The sequence below is a fragment of the Mesorhizobium sp. M1295 genome, from assembly GCF_040318135.1.
Taxonomy (GTDB): domain Bacteria; phylum Pseudomonadota; class Alphaproteobacteria; order Rhizobiales; family Rhizobiaceae; genus Mesorhizobium.
This window is the reverse complement of sequence record NZ_JAMYLU010000006.1, coordinates 253,465-267,907: the sequence shown is the minus strand read 5'-3', so window position 1 is coordinate 267,907 and position 14,443 is coordinate 253,465. Positions and strand designations below refer to the sequence as shown.

At 64.2% G+C, this 14,443-nt stretch carries 14 protein-coding genes; 10 read left to right on the top strand and 4 right to left on the bottom strand.

The features are described from left to right. Positions 1-292: 292 nt before the first annotated feature. The gene (locus tag NKH29_RS11945) at positions 293-1,282 is read left to right on the top strand and encodes a BMP family lipoprotein (protein WP_023719004.1); all 990 of its coding nucleotides are present in this window, start codon (positions 293-295) and stop codon (positions 1,280-1,282) included. Positions 1,283-1,349: 67 nt separating this feature from the next. Here NKH29_RS11945 and NKH29_RS11940 read toward each other — a convergent pair whose 3' ends face one another. Further along, the gene (locus NKH29_RS11940) at positions 1,350-1,559 is read right to left on the bottom strand and encodes a SlyX family protein (protein ID WP_031194007.1); all 210 of its coding nucleotides are present in this window, start codon (positions 1,557-1,559) and stop codon (positions 1,350-1,352) included. 181 nt (positions 1,560-1,740) lie between these two features. On the opposite strand from NKH29_RS11940, the gene NKH29_RS11935 reads away from it, so the two are divergent. From NKH29_RS11935 to deoA, 6 genes are read left to right on the top strand one after another with little or no spacing between them, the layout of a single operon-like run. After that, positions 1,741-3,273 (top strand): ABC transporter ATP-binding protein, encoded by a 1,533-nt coding sequence (locus NKH29_RS11935; protein WP_023719006.1) that lies wholly within the window; start codon positions 1,741-1,743, stop codon positions 3,271-3,273. After that, positions 3,270-4,409 (top strand): ABC transporter permease, encoded by a 1,140-nt coding sequence (locus NKH29_RS11930; RefSeq protein WP_352484653.1) that lies wholly within the window; start codon positions 3,270-3,272, stop codon positions 4,407-4,409. Before NKH29_RS11935 ends, NKH29_RS11930 begins: the two co-directional genes overlap by 4 nt. Position 4,410: 1 nt before the next feature. After that, a complete protein-coding gene (locus tag NKH29_RS11925) occupies positions 4,411-5,382 on the top strand; it encodes an ABC transporter permease (protein ID WP_023719007.1) in 972 nt (323 codons plus the stop codon). Between the two features lie 6 nt (positions 5,383-5,388). Further along, on the top strand, positions 5,389-5,781 hold the full coding sequence (gene cdd / locus NKH29_RS11920) for a cytidine deaminase (RefSeq protein ID WP_352642860.1): 393 nt from the start codon (positions 5,389-5,391) through the stop codon (positions 5,779-5,781). Continuing rightward, positions 5,778-6,596: a purine-nucleoside phosphorylase gene (locus NKH29_RS11915; protein WP_023719009.1), complete on the top strand. Its 819-nt coding sequence runs from the start codon at positions 5,778-5,780 to the stop codon at positions 6,594-6,596. The genes cdd and NKH29_RS11915 overlap by 4 nt, the downstream gene beginning before the upstream one ends. Then, positions 6,596-7,912 (top strand): thymidine phosphorylase, encoded by a 1,317-nt coding sequence (gene deoA, locus NKH29_RS11910; RefSeq protein ID WP_023719010.1) that lies wholly within the window; start codon positions 6,596-6,598, stop codon positions 7,910-7,912. The genes NKH29_RS11915 and deoA overlap by 1 nt, the downstream gene beginning before the upstream one ends. 3 nt (positions 7,913-7,915) lie before the next feature. Here the strand turns inward: deoA and NKH29_RS11905 are convergent, their stop codons facing one another. From NKH29_RS11905 to NKH29_RS11895, 3 genes are all read right to left on the bottom strand, one after another. Continuing rightward, positions 7,916-8,476, bottom strand: a complete 561-nt coding sequence (locus NKH29_RS11905; RefSeq protein WP_023719011.1) for a TIGR02281 family clan AA aspartic protease — start codon at positions 8,474-8,476, stop codon at positions 7,916-7,918. A 100-nt stretch (positions 8,477-8,576) separates the two neighbouring features. Further along, the gene (gene upp, locus NKH29_RS11900) at positions 8,577-9,206 is read right to left on the bottom strand and encodes a uracil phosphoribosyltransferase (RefSeq protein WP_023675320.1); all 630 of its coding nucleotides are present in this window, start codon (positions 9,204-9,206) and stop codon (positions 8,577-8,579) included. Between the two features lie 136 nt (positions 9,207-9,342). Further along, positions 9,343-10,317, bottom strand: a complete 975-nt coding sequence (locus NKH29_RS11895) for an adenosine deaminase (protein WP_352484651.1) — start codon at positions 10,315-10,317, stop codon at positions 9,343-9,345. Positions 10,318-10,485: 168 nt separating this feature from the next. Here NKH29_RS11895 and ubiE point away from each other — a divergent pair, with 168 nt between their 5' ends. The 3 genes from ubiE to coaBC all read left to right on the top strand — a co-directional run bounded on the left by ubiE (position 10,486) and on the right by coaBC (position 14,437). Beyond that, positions 10,486-11,262, top strand: coding sequence for a bifunctional demethylmenaquinone methyltransferase/2-methoxy-6-polyprenyl-1,4-benzoquinol methylase UbiE (gene ubiE / locus NKH29_RS11890; RefSeq protein ID WP_352484649.1), 777 nt, complete (start codon positions 10,486-10,488; stop codon positions 11,260-11,262). A gap of 70 nt (positions 11,263-11,332) precedes the next feature. Continuing rightward, positions 11,333-12,907 carry a 2-polyprenylphenol 6-hydroxylase gene (gene ubiB, locus NKH29_RS11885; RefSeq protein ID WP_352484647.1) on the top strand — a complete coding sequence of 525 codons (1,575 nt, stop codon included), beginning with the start codon at positions 11,333-11,335 and terminating at the stop codon, positions 12,905-12,907. A 66-nt stretch (positions 12,908-12,973) separates the two neighbouring features. Continuing rightward, the gene (gene coaBC / locus NKH29_RS11880) at positions 12,974-14,437 is read left to right on the top strand and encodes a bifunctional phosphopantothenoylcysteine decarboxylase/phosphopantothenate--cysteine ligase CoaBC (protein WP_352484645.1); all 1,464 of its coding nucleotides are present in this window, start codon (positions 12,974-12,976) and stop codon (positions 14,435-14,437) included. The last annotated feature ends 6 nt before the right edge of the window (positions 14,438-14,443 follow it).

Below are 14,443 nucleotides of genomic sequence, written 5' to 3'. Positions count from 1 at the left end.
AAAAAACCAATTATGGTTTTGGGGCTCGCCCGTCACCCGGCGGCGCGGCGCATTGCCGGCGCGCGGGCACCCCTTTTTTTGTCCCCCTGCCCCATTTTATTTTGGGGGGGCGCGTCTGTGGGGCGCCACGCTTTTCCAAAGGGTCAAAATTCCACGTGAATTTTGTTTCGGGCCGTGCCAGATTGGCCCGAAGCGGGAGGAAGACACTCCTGCCTGACGCCGAATGCCTGCCGGAGAACCGGGCCGGCATGCGGTGCATAATGGACAAATAACCGACAGGGGTGTGGATCACATGAAACGTATCGTACTCGGCCTCATGGCCGCAGCTGCAATGGTTCTTCCGGCCTTCGCCGCGGACATTCAACCCGCGCTTCTCTATGATCTCGGCGGCAAGTTCGACAAGTCGTTCAACGAGGCGTCCTTCCACGGCGCCGAAAAGTTCAAGACCGAGACCGGCATCCCCTATGTGGAATTCGAGGTCAGCAACGCCACCCAGCGCGAGCAGGCGCTGCGCCGTTTCGCCGAGGACGGCCGCAATCCGATCGTCATGGCGGGCTTCTCCTGGTCGGATGCGCTTGACAAGATTGCCACGGAATTCCCCGAGACCAAATTCGCCATCATCGACATGGTCGTCGACAAGCCCAATGTCCGCTCCCTCGTCTACAAAGAGCAGGAAGGCTCCTATCTCGTCGGCGTGATGGCGGCGATGGCTTCGAAGTCGAAGAAGGTCGGCTTTATCGGCGGCATGGATATTCCGCTGATCCGCAGATTCGGCTGCGGCTTTGTCGGCGGCGCCAAAGCGGCCGGCGCCACCGACGTCATCCAGAACATGACCGGCGATACGCCCGCAGCCTGGAACGATCCCGCCAAGGGCGGCGAGATCGCCAAGACGCAGATCGACCAGGGCGCCGACGTGATCTATGCTGCGGCTGGCGGCACCGGTGTCGGTGTGCTGCAGGCGGCGGCCGACGCGGGCAAGCTCGGCATCGGTGTCGATTCCAACCAGAACGGCTTGCAGCCCGGCAAGGTGCTGACCTCCATGGTCAAGCGTGTCGACGTTGCCGTCTACAACACCTTCATGGATGCCAAGGACGGCAAGTTCACGGCCGGCATCAACGATCTCGGCCTCAAGGAAGGCGGCGTCGACTACGCCATGGACGACAACAACAAGGCGCTTGTCGACGATGCGATGAAGGCAGCGGTCGAAAAGGCCAAGGCCGACATCATCGCCGGCACCATCAAGGTGCACGACTACATGTCGGACAATGCCTGCCCGTATTGATCGACAGACATTGCTGAGCTGACGAGCCGCCGGGTGAAAGCCCGGCGGTTTTGCATTGTCAGGCCGCTCACCAGTGCGGCGGCTTAGTCACCGGCACGTCGGGTGCGGCCTGTTCCTCCAGCGCCAGGAAGCGCTCGGCCAGCGCGTCGAGCTTGCGCTGCATGCGCTCGATCACCTTCCACTGCTCGGCGATCTGGCCGGACAGTTCCTCGATGGTCTTCTCCTGCTCGGCGGCGCGGATTTCCAGCGTCGTCAGCCGGTCGTCGGGCATGGTCATTTGAAATCCTCGATCAGGCGATTGTGCAGGGTGCGGCCACGTTGGAAATTGACAAGCATGACGGGATTTGTCGAGAGTGAACCGTGCTCCGGCCAATTGGCACAGACCCAATTGGCACAGACTGGGCGTCATGCTAGGCGTTTGACCAAGCGGTAAAAAAATAACAGTGGGAACAGGCTGCATGGCGCAAGCCGCAATCGAGCTGATCGGCATCGACAAGAGCTTTGGCGCCGTGCGCGCCAACCGCGACATCAATCTGGAAATTACGCGCGGCACCATCCATGGCATCGTCGGCGAAAACGGCGCCGGCAAGTCGACGCTGATGTCGATCCTTTACGGCTTCTACCAGGCCGACAGCGGCGAAATCCGTGTCGGCGGCCAGCCGGCATCGATCAAGACACCGAACGATGCGATCGCGCTCGGCATCGGCATGGTGCATCAGCACTTCATGCTGGTCGACAATTTCTCGGTGCTGGAAAATGTCATTCTCGGCGCCGAAAGCGATGCGCTGCTGAAGAAAAGCATCGCCAAGGCGCGTTCCGAGCTGGAGCGGCTCGAGCGCGAATACGGGCTCGAAGTCGATCCGGACGCGATCATCGAGGAGTTGCCGGTCGGCCTGCAGCAGCGCGTCGAAATCCTCAAGGCGCTCTATCGCGGCGCCGAGATCCTGATCCTCGACGAGCCGACCGGCGTGCTGACGCCGGCCGAAGCCGACCATCTGTTCCGCATCCTCAGGCAGTTGAAGGAGCAGGGCAAGACGATCGTGCTGATCACCCACAAGCTGCGCGAGATCATGGCGATCACCGACACGGTCTCGGTGATGCGCCAGGGCACCATGGTGGCGACACGCGAAACCAGGAAGACCACGGTCGAGGAGCTGGCCGAGCTGATGGTCGGCCGGCGCGTGCTGCTGCGCGTCGAGAAAGGCGAGGCGAAGGCCGGCGGCGTCAAGCTCGCGGTCAAGAACCTGACGGTCAAGGATTCCCGCGGCGTCACCATGGTCGACGACGTCTCCTTCGATATCCATGCCGGCGAGATCGTCGGCATTGCCGGCGTCGCCGGCAACGGACAATCCGAACTGCTCGAGGCGATTTCCGGCATCAGGCGCGCCGTTTCGGGTTCGGTCACGTTGGACGGCAAGCCGATCGACCTCACCGGCGCCGCCGATCCCGGTGAACTGCGCGAGCGCGGCCTTGCCCATGTGCCGGAGGACCGCCATCATGTCGGCCTGGTGCTGGCCTTCGAGGAGAACGAGAATTCGATTCTCGGCTACCAGGACGACGAGCGCTATCTGAAGGGGCCGTTTCTCGACATCGATGCCATCCGTAACGATGCCAGGGACAAGATCGTCAAATACGACATCCGACCGGCGGACTGCCGCCTCAAGACCGCCAATTTCTCCGGCGGCAACCAGCAGAAGATCGTGCTGGCGCGGGAAATGGAGCAGGATCCCGGCGTGCTGATCGTCGGCCAGCCGACGCGCGGCGTCGATGTCGGCGCCATCGAATTCATCCACAAGCGCCTAATCGCGATGCGCGACCAGGGCAAGGCGGTGCTGGTGGTTTCGGTCGAGCTCGACGAGATCCGCTCGCTTTCCGACCGCATTCTGGTGATGTTTGCCGGCCGCATCGTCGGCGAGCGCGGCCCCGACGCGACCGAGGGCGAACTCGGCCTGCTGATGGCCGGCGTCGAGCACCGGGAGGCCGCGGAATGAGCACTCCCTATGCCAAGCTGCCGGCCTGGGCCGATTATGTGCTGATCCCGCTGATCAATCTGTTCGTCGCCTTCGTCGTTGCCGGTTTCGTCGTCATATTGGTCGGCGAGAACCCGCTGCGTGCTGCGGTCATCCTGGTCGAGGGTGCCTTCGGTCGCGGCCAAGGCATCGCGTTCACGCTTTTCTATGCCACCACCTTCATCTTCAGCGGGCTGTCGGTGGCGGTTGCGGCGCATTGCGGCCTGTTCAACATCGGTGGCGAGGGCCAAGGCTATATCGCCGGTCTCGGCATCGGCATCGTTTGCCTGGCCTTCGACAGCGTGCTGCCTTGGTGGCTGACCTTCCCGATCGCCATTATCGCCGCCGCGGCGATGGGCGCGCTGTGGGCGCTGATCCCGGCCTATCTGCAGGCCAAGCGCGGCTCGCACATCGTCATCACCACCATCATGTTCAATTTCATCGCCGCCAGCGTCATGGTCTATGCGCTGGTGGGCATGCTGAAGCCGCCCGGCTCGATGGCGCCGCAGACGCGCACCTTCCTCGAAGGCGCACAATTGCCGAAGCTCAACTGGATCATCGAATTGTTCGGCGCCAAAATCCGTTCGGCGCCGTTCAACGTCAGCTCGCTGCTGGCGCTGGCCATGGCCTTTCTGGTGTGGGTCCTGATCTGGCGCACCAAGCTCGGCTACGAGATGCGTACCTACGGCCACAGCCCGAAAGCGGCGCGCTATGCCGGGATTTCGGAAATCCGCATCATCATCATTGCGATGATGATCTCGGGCGCGCTGGCCGGCATGATGGCGCTCAACCCGACGATGGGCGACCAGCACAATGTCGCGCTCGAATTCGTTTCGGGCGCCGGTTTCGTCGGCATCGCGGTGGCGCTGATGGGGCGACTGCACCCGGTCGGCATCGTGCTTGCCGCAATCCTGTTCGGCATGCTCTACCAGGGCGGCGCCGAGCTCGCCTTCGAGATGCCGGCGATCAGCCGCGACATGATCGTCATCATCCAGGGCCTGGTCATCCTGTTCGCCGGCGCGCTCGAGCATATGTTCCGGCCCTATGTCCAGGCGCTGTTCGCCTCGCTCAGCCCGAGATCGGTCGGCATGGAAGCGGTCAAGGGGAAGGGCGCCTGAGATGGATTTCTTCAACGCCATCGTACAGGTCCTGGACTCGACCATCCGTCTGTCGGTCCCCTTGCTGCTCGCCTGCCTCGCCGGCCTCTATTCAGAGCGGGCCGGCGTCTTCGACATCGGGCTCGAAGGCAAGATGCTGGTTGGCGCCTTCGCCGGTGCCGCCGCCGCCTCGGTCTTCCACTCGGCTTATGTCGGCCTCGGCATGGCCATACTCATCTCGGTCGCCTTCGCGCTGATCCATGGCTTTGCCTCGATCACCCATCGTGGCAACCAGATCGTTTCCGGCGTCGCGATCAATTTCATCGCCGCCGGATCGACGATCATGCTCGGCCAGGCCTGGTTCCAGCAAGGCGGGCGCACGCCGGCGCTGGCCGCCGGCGAGCGCTTCGAGACAATCATCTGGCCGGGCGCGGATGCGCTCAGGAGCGTGCCGATCCTCGGGCCGATCTATTCGGAACTCATCTCCGGCCACTCAGTGCTGGTCTATCTCGCCTTCCTGGCCGTGCCGTTCACCTGGTGGGTGCTGTTCCGCACCCGCTTCGGCTTGCGCCTGCGCGCCGTCGGCGAGAACCCGGCCGCGGTCGATACCGCCGGCATATCGGTCGCCTGGCTGCGCTATCGGGCGCTGATCTGCACCGGCGTGCTCACCGGCATTGCAGGTGCCTATCTGTCGATGGTGCAGAATGGCGGCTTCGTGAAGGACATGACCGCCGGCAAGGGCTACATCGCGCTGGCCGCGCTGATCTTCGCCAAATGGAAACCGGTCAACGCCATGTTCGCCTGCCTGCTGTTCGGCTTCCTCGACGCGGCGTCGATCCGCCTGCAAGGCACGCCGCTGCCGCTGATCGGCAAGGTGCCGGTGCAATTCATGCAGGCGCTGCCCTATGTGCTGACCGTCATCCTGCTTGCAGGCTTCATCGGCAAGGCAATCCCGCCGCGTGCCGGCGGCGTGCCTTATGTCAAGGAACGCTGATCTATCATGGCTCATGATCTGTTCGAAGCGGCGAAAGCCGCCATGGCCAACGCCTATGCGCCCTATTCGAAATTTCCGGTCGGCGCGGCGCTGCGCACCGAGGACGGCCGTGTCTTCACCGGCGCCAATGTCGAGATCGCGTCCTATCCGGAGGGCTGGTGCGCCGAAACCACCGCGCTCGGCCACTACATCATGGGTGGCGGCGGCAAGATCACGGAAATCGCCGTGATCGCCGAACGCGTGGCAAAATGCTCGCCCTGCGGTGGCTGCCGGCAGCGGCTGGCCGAATTCTGCCGGCCGGAAACGAAGTTCTATCTCTGCGATGATAGCGGCGTGGTCGAGACCGTGACCATGGGCGAGTTGCTGCCATACGGCTTCCAGGGCGATGTGTTGAAATGAAGGAAGCACTCGATCACCTCGTCGAAAGGCTGGACGGGCTGGCGCCGACCACTGCGCTGGTGCTGGGATCGGGGCTTGGCGGGCTTGTCGACAAGGTCGAGGATGCGGTGCGCATTTCCTATGCCGACTTGCAGGGCTTCCCCAGAAGCGGCGTCAGCGGCCATGCCGGCGAGGTGGTGGCGGGGCTCTTTGCCGGCACGCCGGTGCTGATGCTGTCCGGTCGCGCACACTATTACGAGCACGGCAACGCGGCGGCGATGCGGCCTGCACTCGAGGTGCTCGCCGGCCTCGGCATCTCCAGGCTGATCCTCACCAACGCCGCCGGTTCGGTCGATCCCGGGATGGGCCCGGGCTCGGTGATGCTGATCACCGACCACATCAATTTCTCAGGCTCCAACCCGCTGATCGGCGAGCCGAGCGACCGCCGCTTCGTCGGCCTGACCGAAGCATACGACGCCGGTCTCCGCTCCGCCATCGAGCAAGCCGCGAAGGCCACCGGTACCAGGCTGCACAAGGGCGTCTACATGTGGTTCTCCGGCCCATGCTTCGAGACGCCGGCCGAGATCCGCATGGCTCGCATCATGGGCGCCAACGCGGTCGGCATGTCGACGGTGCCGGAGGTCATTCTCGCCCGCTTCCTCGGGCTGCGCGTCGCAGCCTGTTCGGTCGTCACCAACCTTGCCGCCGGCATGACCGGAGCCGAGCTGTCGCACCAGGAGACCAAGGACATGGCGCCGGTCGGCGGCGCGCGGCTGGCGACCATTCTGCAGCGTGTTTTTCAGGACGGGCTTCCGGAGCACAGGGTAGACGCCTGATGCTTCCCCAGGAAATCATCCGCCGCAAGCGCGACGGTCAAAAACTCTCGGCTGAGGAGATATCGGCTTTCATCGAGGGCCTGACCGCCCGCACCGTTACCGACGCGCAGGTCGGCGCCTTCGCCATGGCGGTGTTCTTCAACGGCATGAGCCGCGACGAGGTGGTGGCGCTGACTATGGCGATGCGCGATTCCGGCGATGTGCTCGACTGGTCGGATCTGCCCGGCCCGGTCACCGACAAGCATTCGACGGGCGGCGTCGGCGACAATGTCTCCTTGATGCTGGCACCGATCGTCGCTGCCTGCGGCGCCTATGTGCCGATGATTTCCGGCAGGGGCCTCGGCCATACCGGCGGCACGCTGGACAAGATGGATGCCATCCCCGGCTACATCAGCCAGCCGGATGTTGCACGCTTCCGCAAGACCGTGCTCGAAACCGGCTGCGCCATCATCGGCCAGACCGCCGACCTCGCACCCGCCGACGCCAGGCTCTACGCCATCCGCGATGTGACGGGAACGGTGGAATCGGTGCCGCTGATCACCGCTTCGATCCTGTCGAAGAAGCTGGCGGCCGGCATCAATTCGCTGGTGCTCGACGTCAAGGTCGGCAACGGCGCTTTCATGGAGAAATCGCGCGATGCAACGGTGCTGGCCAACAGCCTGGTCGACGTCGCCAATGGCGCCGGCCTTAGGGCCTCGGCGCTGGTCACCGGCATGAACGAGCCGCTGGCGTCCGCTGCCGGCAATGCGGTCGAGGTGCGCAACGCCGTCGACTTCCTCACCGGCCGCTTCCGCGACCGGCGGCTGGAGGAAGTGACGCTGGCGCTGGCCGCCGAGATGCTGCAATCGGCAGGCCTGGTGCCGTCCAACCAGGACGGCCTGCGTCGCGCCGCCGAGACGCTGGCCGGCGGTCGCGCCGCTGCCATCTTCGCGCGCATGGTGGCGGCACTTGGCGGTCCCGCCGATTTCATCGAGAATCCGGAAAAATATCTGCCGAAAGCGGCAACGGAATTCGCCGTCAAGGCGAGCGCGAACGGCTTTGTCACCGGCATAGCAACCCGCGAGATCGGGCTTGCCGTGGTCGGGCTTGGCGGCGGGCGGACGCGGCCGGACGACAGGATCGATCACGCCGTCGGCGTCACCAGGCTGCTGCCGGTCGGCGCTGAAGTGCGGACCGGCGAGGCGCTGGCGCTGGTCCATGCCCGCAATGCCGGGGATGCCGAGGCGGCCGCGGCCGCCGTGCTTTCGGCCTATACGATCGGGACTTCCAAACCGGCCGCGGAGAAAACCGTCATCCGGCGGATCCTGCCGCGCTGATAGTCACTGAACCAGCAGCAGCGTGCCGTCTTCGACCTGATATTTTTCGAGCCGCTGCAGAAAGCTCATGCCGATCAGGTTGGTGTGCAGCGCCCTGTCGTCGAGTACGACGGCCTCGACGCCCTCGACGGTGATCCGGCCGATCTGCAGGCGGTCGATCGTCACCACGGCGGCCTTGATCGCACCGTTGGCGGTGTTGACCTGATGGCTGAAGTCGGTCGAATTGAGCGAGATGCCGATCCTGCGCGCGGTCGAGCTGTTGATGGCGACGAGCGTCGCACCGGTATCGATCATGCCTTCGATCTGGCGGCCGTTCAACTTGAAGACCGACATGAAATGCCCGCGCGCGTCCGCGGTGACGACGACCTTGCGGCCGAGCGGCTGCGGCGTCGCCGGCCTGTCCGGGACGGCGGCGAGGTTCAGGTCGGTTTGGGTGTCGGCCGGCTTGGCTCCGATGGCGGATTTCAACAGCCGCTCGATCGTCTGTGGATTCGACTGATAGACGATCGGCAGCGATGCCGACGTTCCGGCAAACACGCCAAGGATGAGAAGCTTGCGCAGCATGGACCGGCCTTTGTGGTTGCCGATCCTTAGTCCGACAAGGTGTTTGCCGCTTTAACGAATGCGGAAACCAGCCGTTTGCGTAAACAATCGGTAAACGGACCTATTTGGTGCCGTACATACGGTCGCCGGCATCGCCGAGGCCGGGCATGATGTAGCCCTTCTCGTTGAGTTGGCGGTCGATGGAAGCGGTGAAGACCGGAACATCGGGATGCGCCTGGGTAAAACGCTCGAGGCCCTCTGGTGCCGCCAACAGGCAGAGGAAGCGGATGTTGGTGGCGCCGCGGCCTTTCAGCTTGTCGATCGCCGCGATCGCCGAATTGGCGGTCGCCAGCATCGGATCGACGACGATCACCAGCCGGTCGGCGAGGTCGCCCGGCGCCTTGAAGAAATATTCGACCGCTTCCAGCGTCTCATGGTCGCGGTAGAGGCCGATATGGGCGACACGCGCCGCCGGCACCAGATCGAGCAGGCCTTCGAGCAAGCCGTTGCCGGCGCGCAGCACAGAGGCGAAGACGAGTTTCTTGCCCTCCAGCGTCGGCGCCTCCATCGTCTCGATCGGCGTCTCGATCGTCGTCGTGGTCAGTTCGAGGTTGCGGGTGACCTCATAGCCGAGCAGTAGCGAGATCTCGCGCAGCAGCCGCCGGAACCCGGCCGTCGAGGTTTCCTTCTTGCGCATGATGGTCAGCTTGTGCTGGACAAGCGGATGGTCGACGACGGTGACGCCCTTCATGGTGTTCTCCGAACTGCGCAGGTGAATAGTGAATGGTGTATGGTGAATAGTGAATAGTGAACTGGTTTGCGAGTCCTTGGTTGCGCGGAAAAACTCGCGGTTGACGGACCGAAGCGCCAGGCTCGCAATTCACCATTCACCTGCCCTTGGCGCCGAGCCTGCCCAGCAGCGCCGCCCTGGTCTTCCTGTCGACGAAAGCTGCCTCGATGGCCGTCCTGGTGACGGCGGTGAGCGCCTTGTCATCCATCGCAAAATGTTCGGCGGCGATGTCGTATTCGCGCTTCAGCGAGGTCCAGAAATAGGGTGGGTCGTCGGAGTTGAGCGTCACCTTGCAGCCCGCCGCCCTCAAAGCAGGAAAGGGATGGTTGGCGAAGCTGTCGAAGATTTTCAGGGCGATGTTGGAGCCGGGGCAGCATTCGAGCACGACGCCTTCGTCGGCGATGCGCCGCACGAGATCGGGGTTCTCGATGGCGCGCACGCCGTGGCCGATGCGAGAGGGGCGGATATGGTCGAGTGCCGCCTCGACGCTCTCCCAGCCCATCAATTCGCCTGCGTGCACGGTGATGCCGAGGCCGGCCTCGCGGGCGATCTCGAAGGCCCTGACATAATCTTCCAAATCGCCAATCCGCTCGTCGCCGGCGACGCCGAAGCCGGTGACCAGCGGATGCCCGCTGCGGGCGGCGAAACGCGCCGCCCGCTCGATCGATTCGACACCGAAATTGCGCACGCCGGTGACGATCATGCGGCCTTCGATGCCGGTCTTCGCCTTGGCGCGGGCCATGCCTTCGCCGAGCGCATCGGTATAGGCCTTCGGCGACAGCCCGGCCTTGCCGGCATGGTCGGGCGAGGTGAAAACCTCGGAATAGATGGCGCCGTCGCGGGCGAGGCTGGTCAGGTAGTGATCGGCCAGCCGCGCATAGTCTTCTTCGGTGCGGAACAGGTCGGAGGAGAAGTCGTAGGCGGCGAGGAAAGAGGTGAAATCGTGCCAGACGAAGGAGCCGTTCTGGATATAGGGCGAGGCATCCCTGCCGTATTTCTCGGCCTGGCGGAGGACGAGTTCAGGCGCCGCTGCCCCTTCGATGTGGCAGTGCAGTTCTGCTTTCAAAGGCATTCAATTATCCCGTCAGGCCTTTTTCTTATGACGCAGGTTCTGGTCGGAAAACCGTGCGACGCTTTTCCGGAACCTGCTTCGAAGCGCGGCCGAACACCGCGCCTTAAACAATAGCGTCCGCACCATCGATCGGCTATGGTCCCGCCGATTTTATGGCGGATCAAAACGATGTCGGTTGAAAGAACCACGGCTGCGGGCGGCATGGAAACCTCCTATGGTTTCAAGCGGGTAGGGCCAGGCGACAAGCAGCCCCTGGTCAATGATGTTTTCCACAAGGTGGCGAACCGGTACGACCTGATGAACGACCTGATGTCGGCCGGGTTGCATCGGTTGTGGAAGGACGCCATGGTCGCCTGGCTCAATCCACCGAAGCGGCCGGGCTGGCGCGTTCTCGACGTTGCCGGCGGCACCGGCGACGTCGCCTTCCGCATCGTCGAGGCGAGCGCCAGGCACGCCCATGCAACGGTTCTCGACATCAACGGCTCGATGCTCGCCGTCGGCCGCGACCGAGCCGAGAAAAAGGGCCTGTCGGCAAATACCGATTTCGTCGAGGCCAATGCCGAGGAACTGCCTTTTGCCGACGCTACTTTCGATGCCTACACCATTGCTTTCGGCATCCGCAACGTGCCGCGCATCGATGTGGCGCTTGCCGAAGCCTATCGCGCGCTGAAGCCTGGCGGGCGCTTTCTCTGCCTTGAATTTTCCGAGGTCGAGATGCCGCTGCTCGACAAGGTCTATGAGGCATGGTCGTTCAACGCCATCCCGCGGATCGGCAAGGCGGTGACCGGCGACGGCGAGCCCTACTCCTATCTGGTCGAATCGATCCGCAAATTTCCCAATCAGCAGAATTTCGCGGCGATGATCTCGCGCGCGGGCTTCGAGCGCGCCTCATTCCGCAACTATTCCGGCGGCATCGCCGCGCTTCATTCGGGCTGGAAGCTTTGAGGCTGGCCCGCATTTTCATAGCCCGACGTGCCTTTCGCCAGTTCAGGAAACCGGCAAGGCAAAGCCAGCCATGAGCAGCATAGGCGCTGGTTTCAGGCTCGTGCGGGCCGGCTGGGTGCTGGTCCGCGAGGGTGTCATCGCGGCGTTGCCCGGCGACGAACTCTTCGGCCTGCCGAAATTCGGCTGGCGCATGGCCCGGCTGTTCACCCGTCGCCGCGCGCTTGCCTACGAGCGCGGCGACCGGCTGGCCAAGGCGGTCGTGCGGCTCGGCCCATCCTACGTCAAGCTCGGCCAGTTCCTGGCGACGCGGCCGGACGTCGTCGGCAACGACATAGCGCTCGATCTCGCCATGCTGCAGGACAAGATGCAGACATTTCCGAAGGCCGAAGCCATAGCGGCAATAGAGGCCTCGCTCGGACGCAAGGTCGGCGAGCTCTATGCCAGTTTTGGCGAGGCCGTCGCCGCCGCCTCGATCGCCCAGGTCCATACCGCCGAAACCCTGCAGGACGGCGTCGTTACCCGGGTGGCGGTGAAGGTCATCCGGCCGGGCGTGCGCCGCCGCTTCTTTCGCGATCTCGAGAGCTATTTCCTCGCCGCCCGGCTGCAGGAAAAATATATCCCGTCGTCGCGCCGGCTGCGGCCGGTCGAGGTGACGGAGACGCTGGCCCAGACCACCAAGATCGAAATGGATTTGAGGCTGGAGGCGGCGGCTTTTTCGGAGCTCGCCGAAAACACCAAGGACGATCCCGGCTTTCGCGTGCCGTCGGTCGACTGGGAGCGCACCGGCCGCGATGTGCTGACCATGGAGTGGGTCGACGGCATCAAGATGAACGATATTGTCGGCCTGACCGCCGCCGGCCACGACCTGAAGGCGATCGCCGCCAATCTGGTCCAGTCGTTCCTGCGCCATACGCTGCGTGACGGTTTTTTCCACGCCGACATGCATCCGGGCAACCTGTTCGTCGAGGCCGACGGCACCATCGTCGCCGTCGACCTCGGCATTGCCGGCCGGCTCGGCAGGAAGGAGCGCCGGTTCCTCGCCGAAATCCTCTACGGCTTCATCACGCGCGATTATCAGCGCGTCGCCGAGGTCCATTTCGAGGCCGGCTACGTGCCGCGCCAGCACAATGTCGCAGCTTTCGCCCAAGCGATCCGGGCGATCGGCGAACCGATCCACGGCCAGCCGGCCGAGACCATCTCGATGGCCAAGCTGCTGACGCTGCTGTTCGAGGTGACCGAGCTCTTCGACATGGCGACGCGATCCGAGCTGGTGCTGCTGCAGAAGACCATGGTCGTTGTCGAGGGCGTCGCCCGCACCCTCGACCCGGCCTTCAACATGTGGAAGACGTCGGAACCTGTGGTCAGCGGCTGGATTGCCCGCAATCTCGGCCCGCGCGCTTTGCTGGCCGATGCGCGCGACGGCGCCAACGCGCTGCTGGCGCTGGCCCGCCAGGCGCCGGACCTCGCCGCCCGCACCGAGCGGCTGTCGCGCGAGATCGACCTGATGGCCGAACACGGCCTGCGCTTCGACGAAAGGACCGCGCACGCGATCGGCAAGGCCGAGGCGCGCTACACCCGCTCCGGCCGGCTGGCGCTGTGGGTAATCGCATTGACGCTGGTGTACATCGCCTGGAAGCTGCTTTAGCGGCTTGTTCCCGATTGATCGCATTGATATCATTGCTTGCAGCGATCTCGGGCAAAGTGCAATCACATGGCCAGCATCACCATCCGCAACCTTGATCACGAGGTCAAGGATATGCTGCGCCGATTGGCTGCGGAGAATGGCCGGTCGATGGAAGACCAGGCGCGGGTCATGATCCGCGCAGCGGTCGAAGGTCAACTCGGTTCGTCCGGCCGCATCGACCAGATCGAGAAAACGTTGCGCGAACTGACAAGCTTGCAGAATCCTGCAGCTCCGGTGGTCGCGGTCCCCAGCCAAGTCGCGCGAGGTGTCCTCTCCGGCAAGCGCATCCTGCTGATCATCGGCGGCGGTATCGCCGCCTACAAGGCGCTCGACCTGATCCGCCGGCTGCGCGAGCGCGGTGCTTCGGTGCGCGTGGTGATGACCGCCGCGGCGCAGCAATTCGTCACCACGCTGTCGGCCGGAGCGTTGTCCGCCCATCATGTCTTCACCGAGCTGTTCGACCGGCAGGACGAGCACGACATCGGCCACATCCGGCTTTCGCGCGAGGCCGACCTTGTGGTCGTGGCGCCGGCCACCGCCGACCTGATGGCAAAGCTCGCCAACGGCCACGCCAACGATCTTGCCTCGACGGTGCTCATCGCAACCGACAAGCAGGTTTTGATGGCGCCGGCTATGAACCCGAAAATGTGGACACACTCGGCGGTCCGGCGCAACCGCTCGACGCTGGGCAAGGATGGCGTCGCATTCGTCGGCCCGGCGAAAGGCGAGATGGCCGAAAGCAACGAAGCGGGCGAGGGCCGCATGGCCGAGCCGCTGGAGATCGTGACCGCGATCGAGGCGCTGCTCGACAGTCGGCCAAAGCCGCTGGCGGGCAGGAAGATCCTTGTCACTTCTGGGCCGACGCATGAACCGATCGACCCGGTCCGCTACATCGCCAACCGTTCGTCGGGCAAGCAGGGCCATGCCATCGCGGCGGCGCTGGCCAGGCTCGGCGCCGACGTGCGTCTCGTCTCCGGTCCGGTCGGCATTGCGGATCCGGCCGGCGTCGCCACGCTGCATGTCGAAACGGCCGTCGAGATGAAGGATGCGGTCGAACAGCTGCTGCCGGCCGACGCGGCAGTGTTCGTCGCGGCTGTCGCCGACTGGCGCACTCAAAGTTCGGCCGGGGAAAAGATCAAGAAGGTGGCGGGCGAGGGGCCGCCGGCGCTGCAGATGGTGGAAAATCCCGATATTCTTGCCGGTGTCGGGCATCACAAAAGGCGGCCGATGCTGGTGGTCGGTTTCGCCGCGGAGACGCAGGACCTGGTCAGGAATGCCGAGGCCAAGCTTGCGAAAAAGGGTGCCGATCTTATCGTCGCCAATGATGTCTCGCATGAAGATGGTTCCCCGGGCGTGATGGGCGGCGACCGCAACAAGGTGCGGATCGTCTCGAAGGCCGGCGTTGAGGAATGGCCGGAGATGAGCAAGGACGAGGTGGCGACGCGGCTCGCGGCACTGATCGCCGACCGGCTGAAGACGGTCGTGGTTTAGCGATCT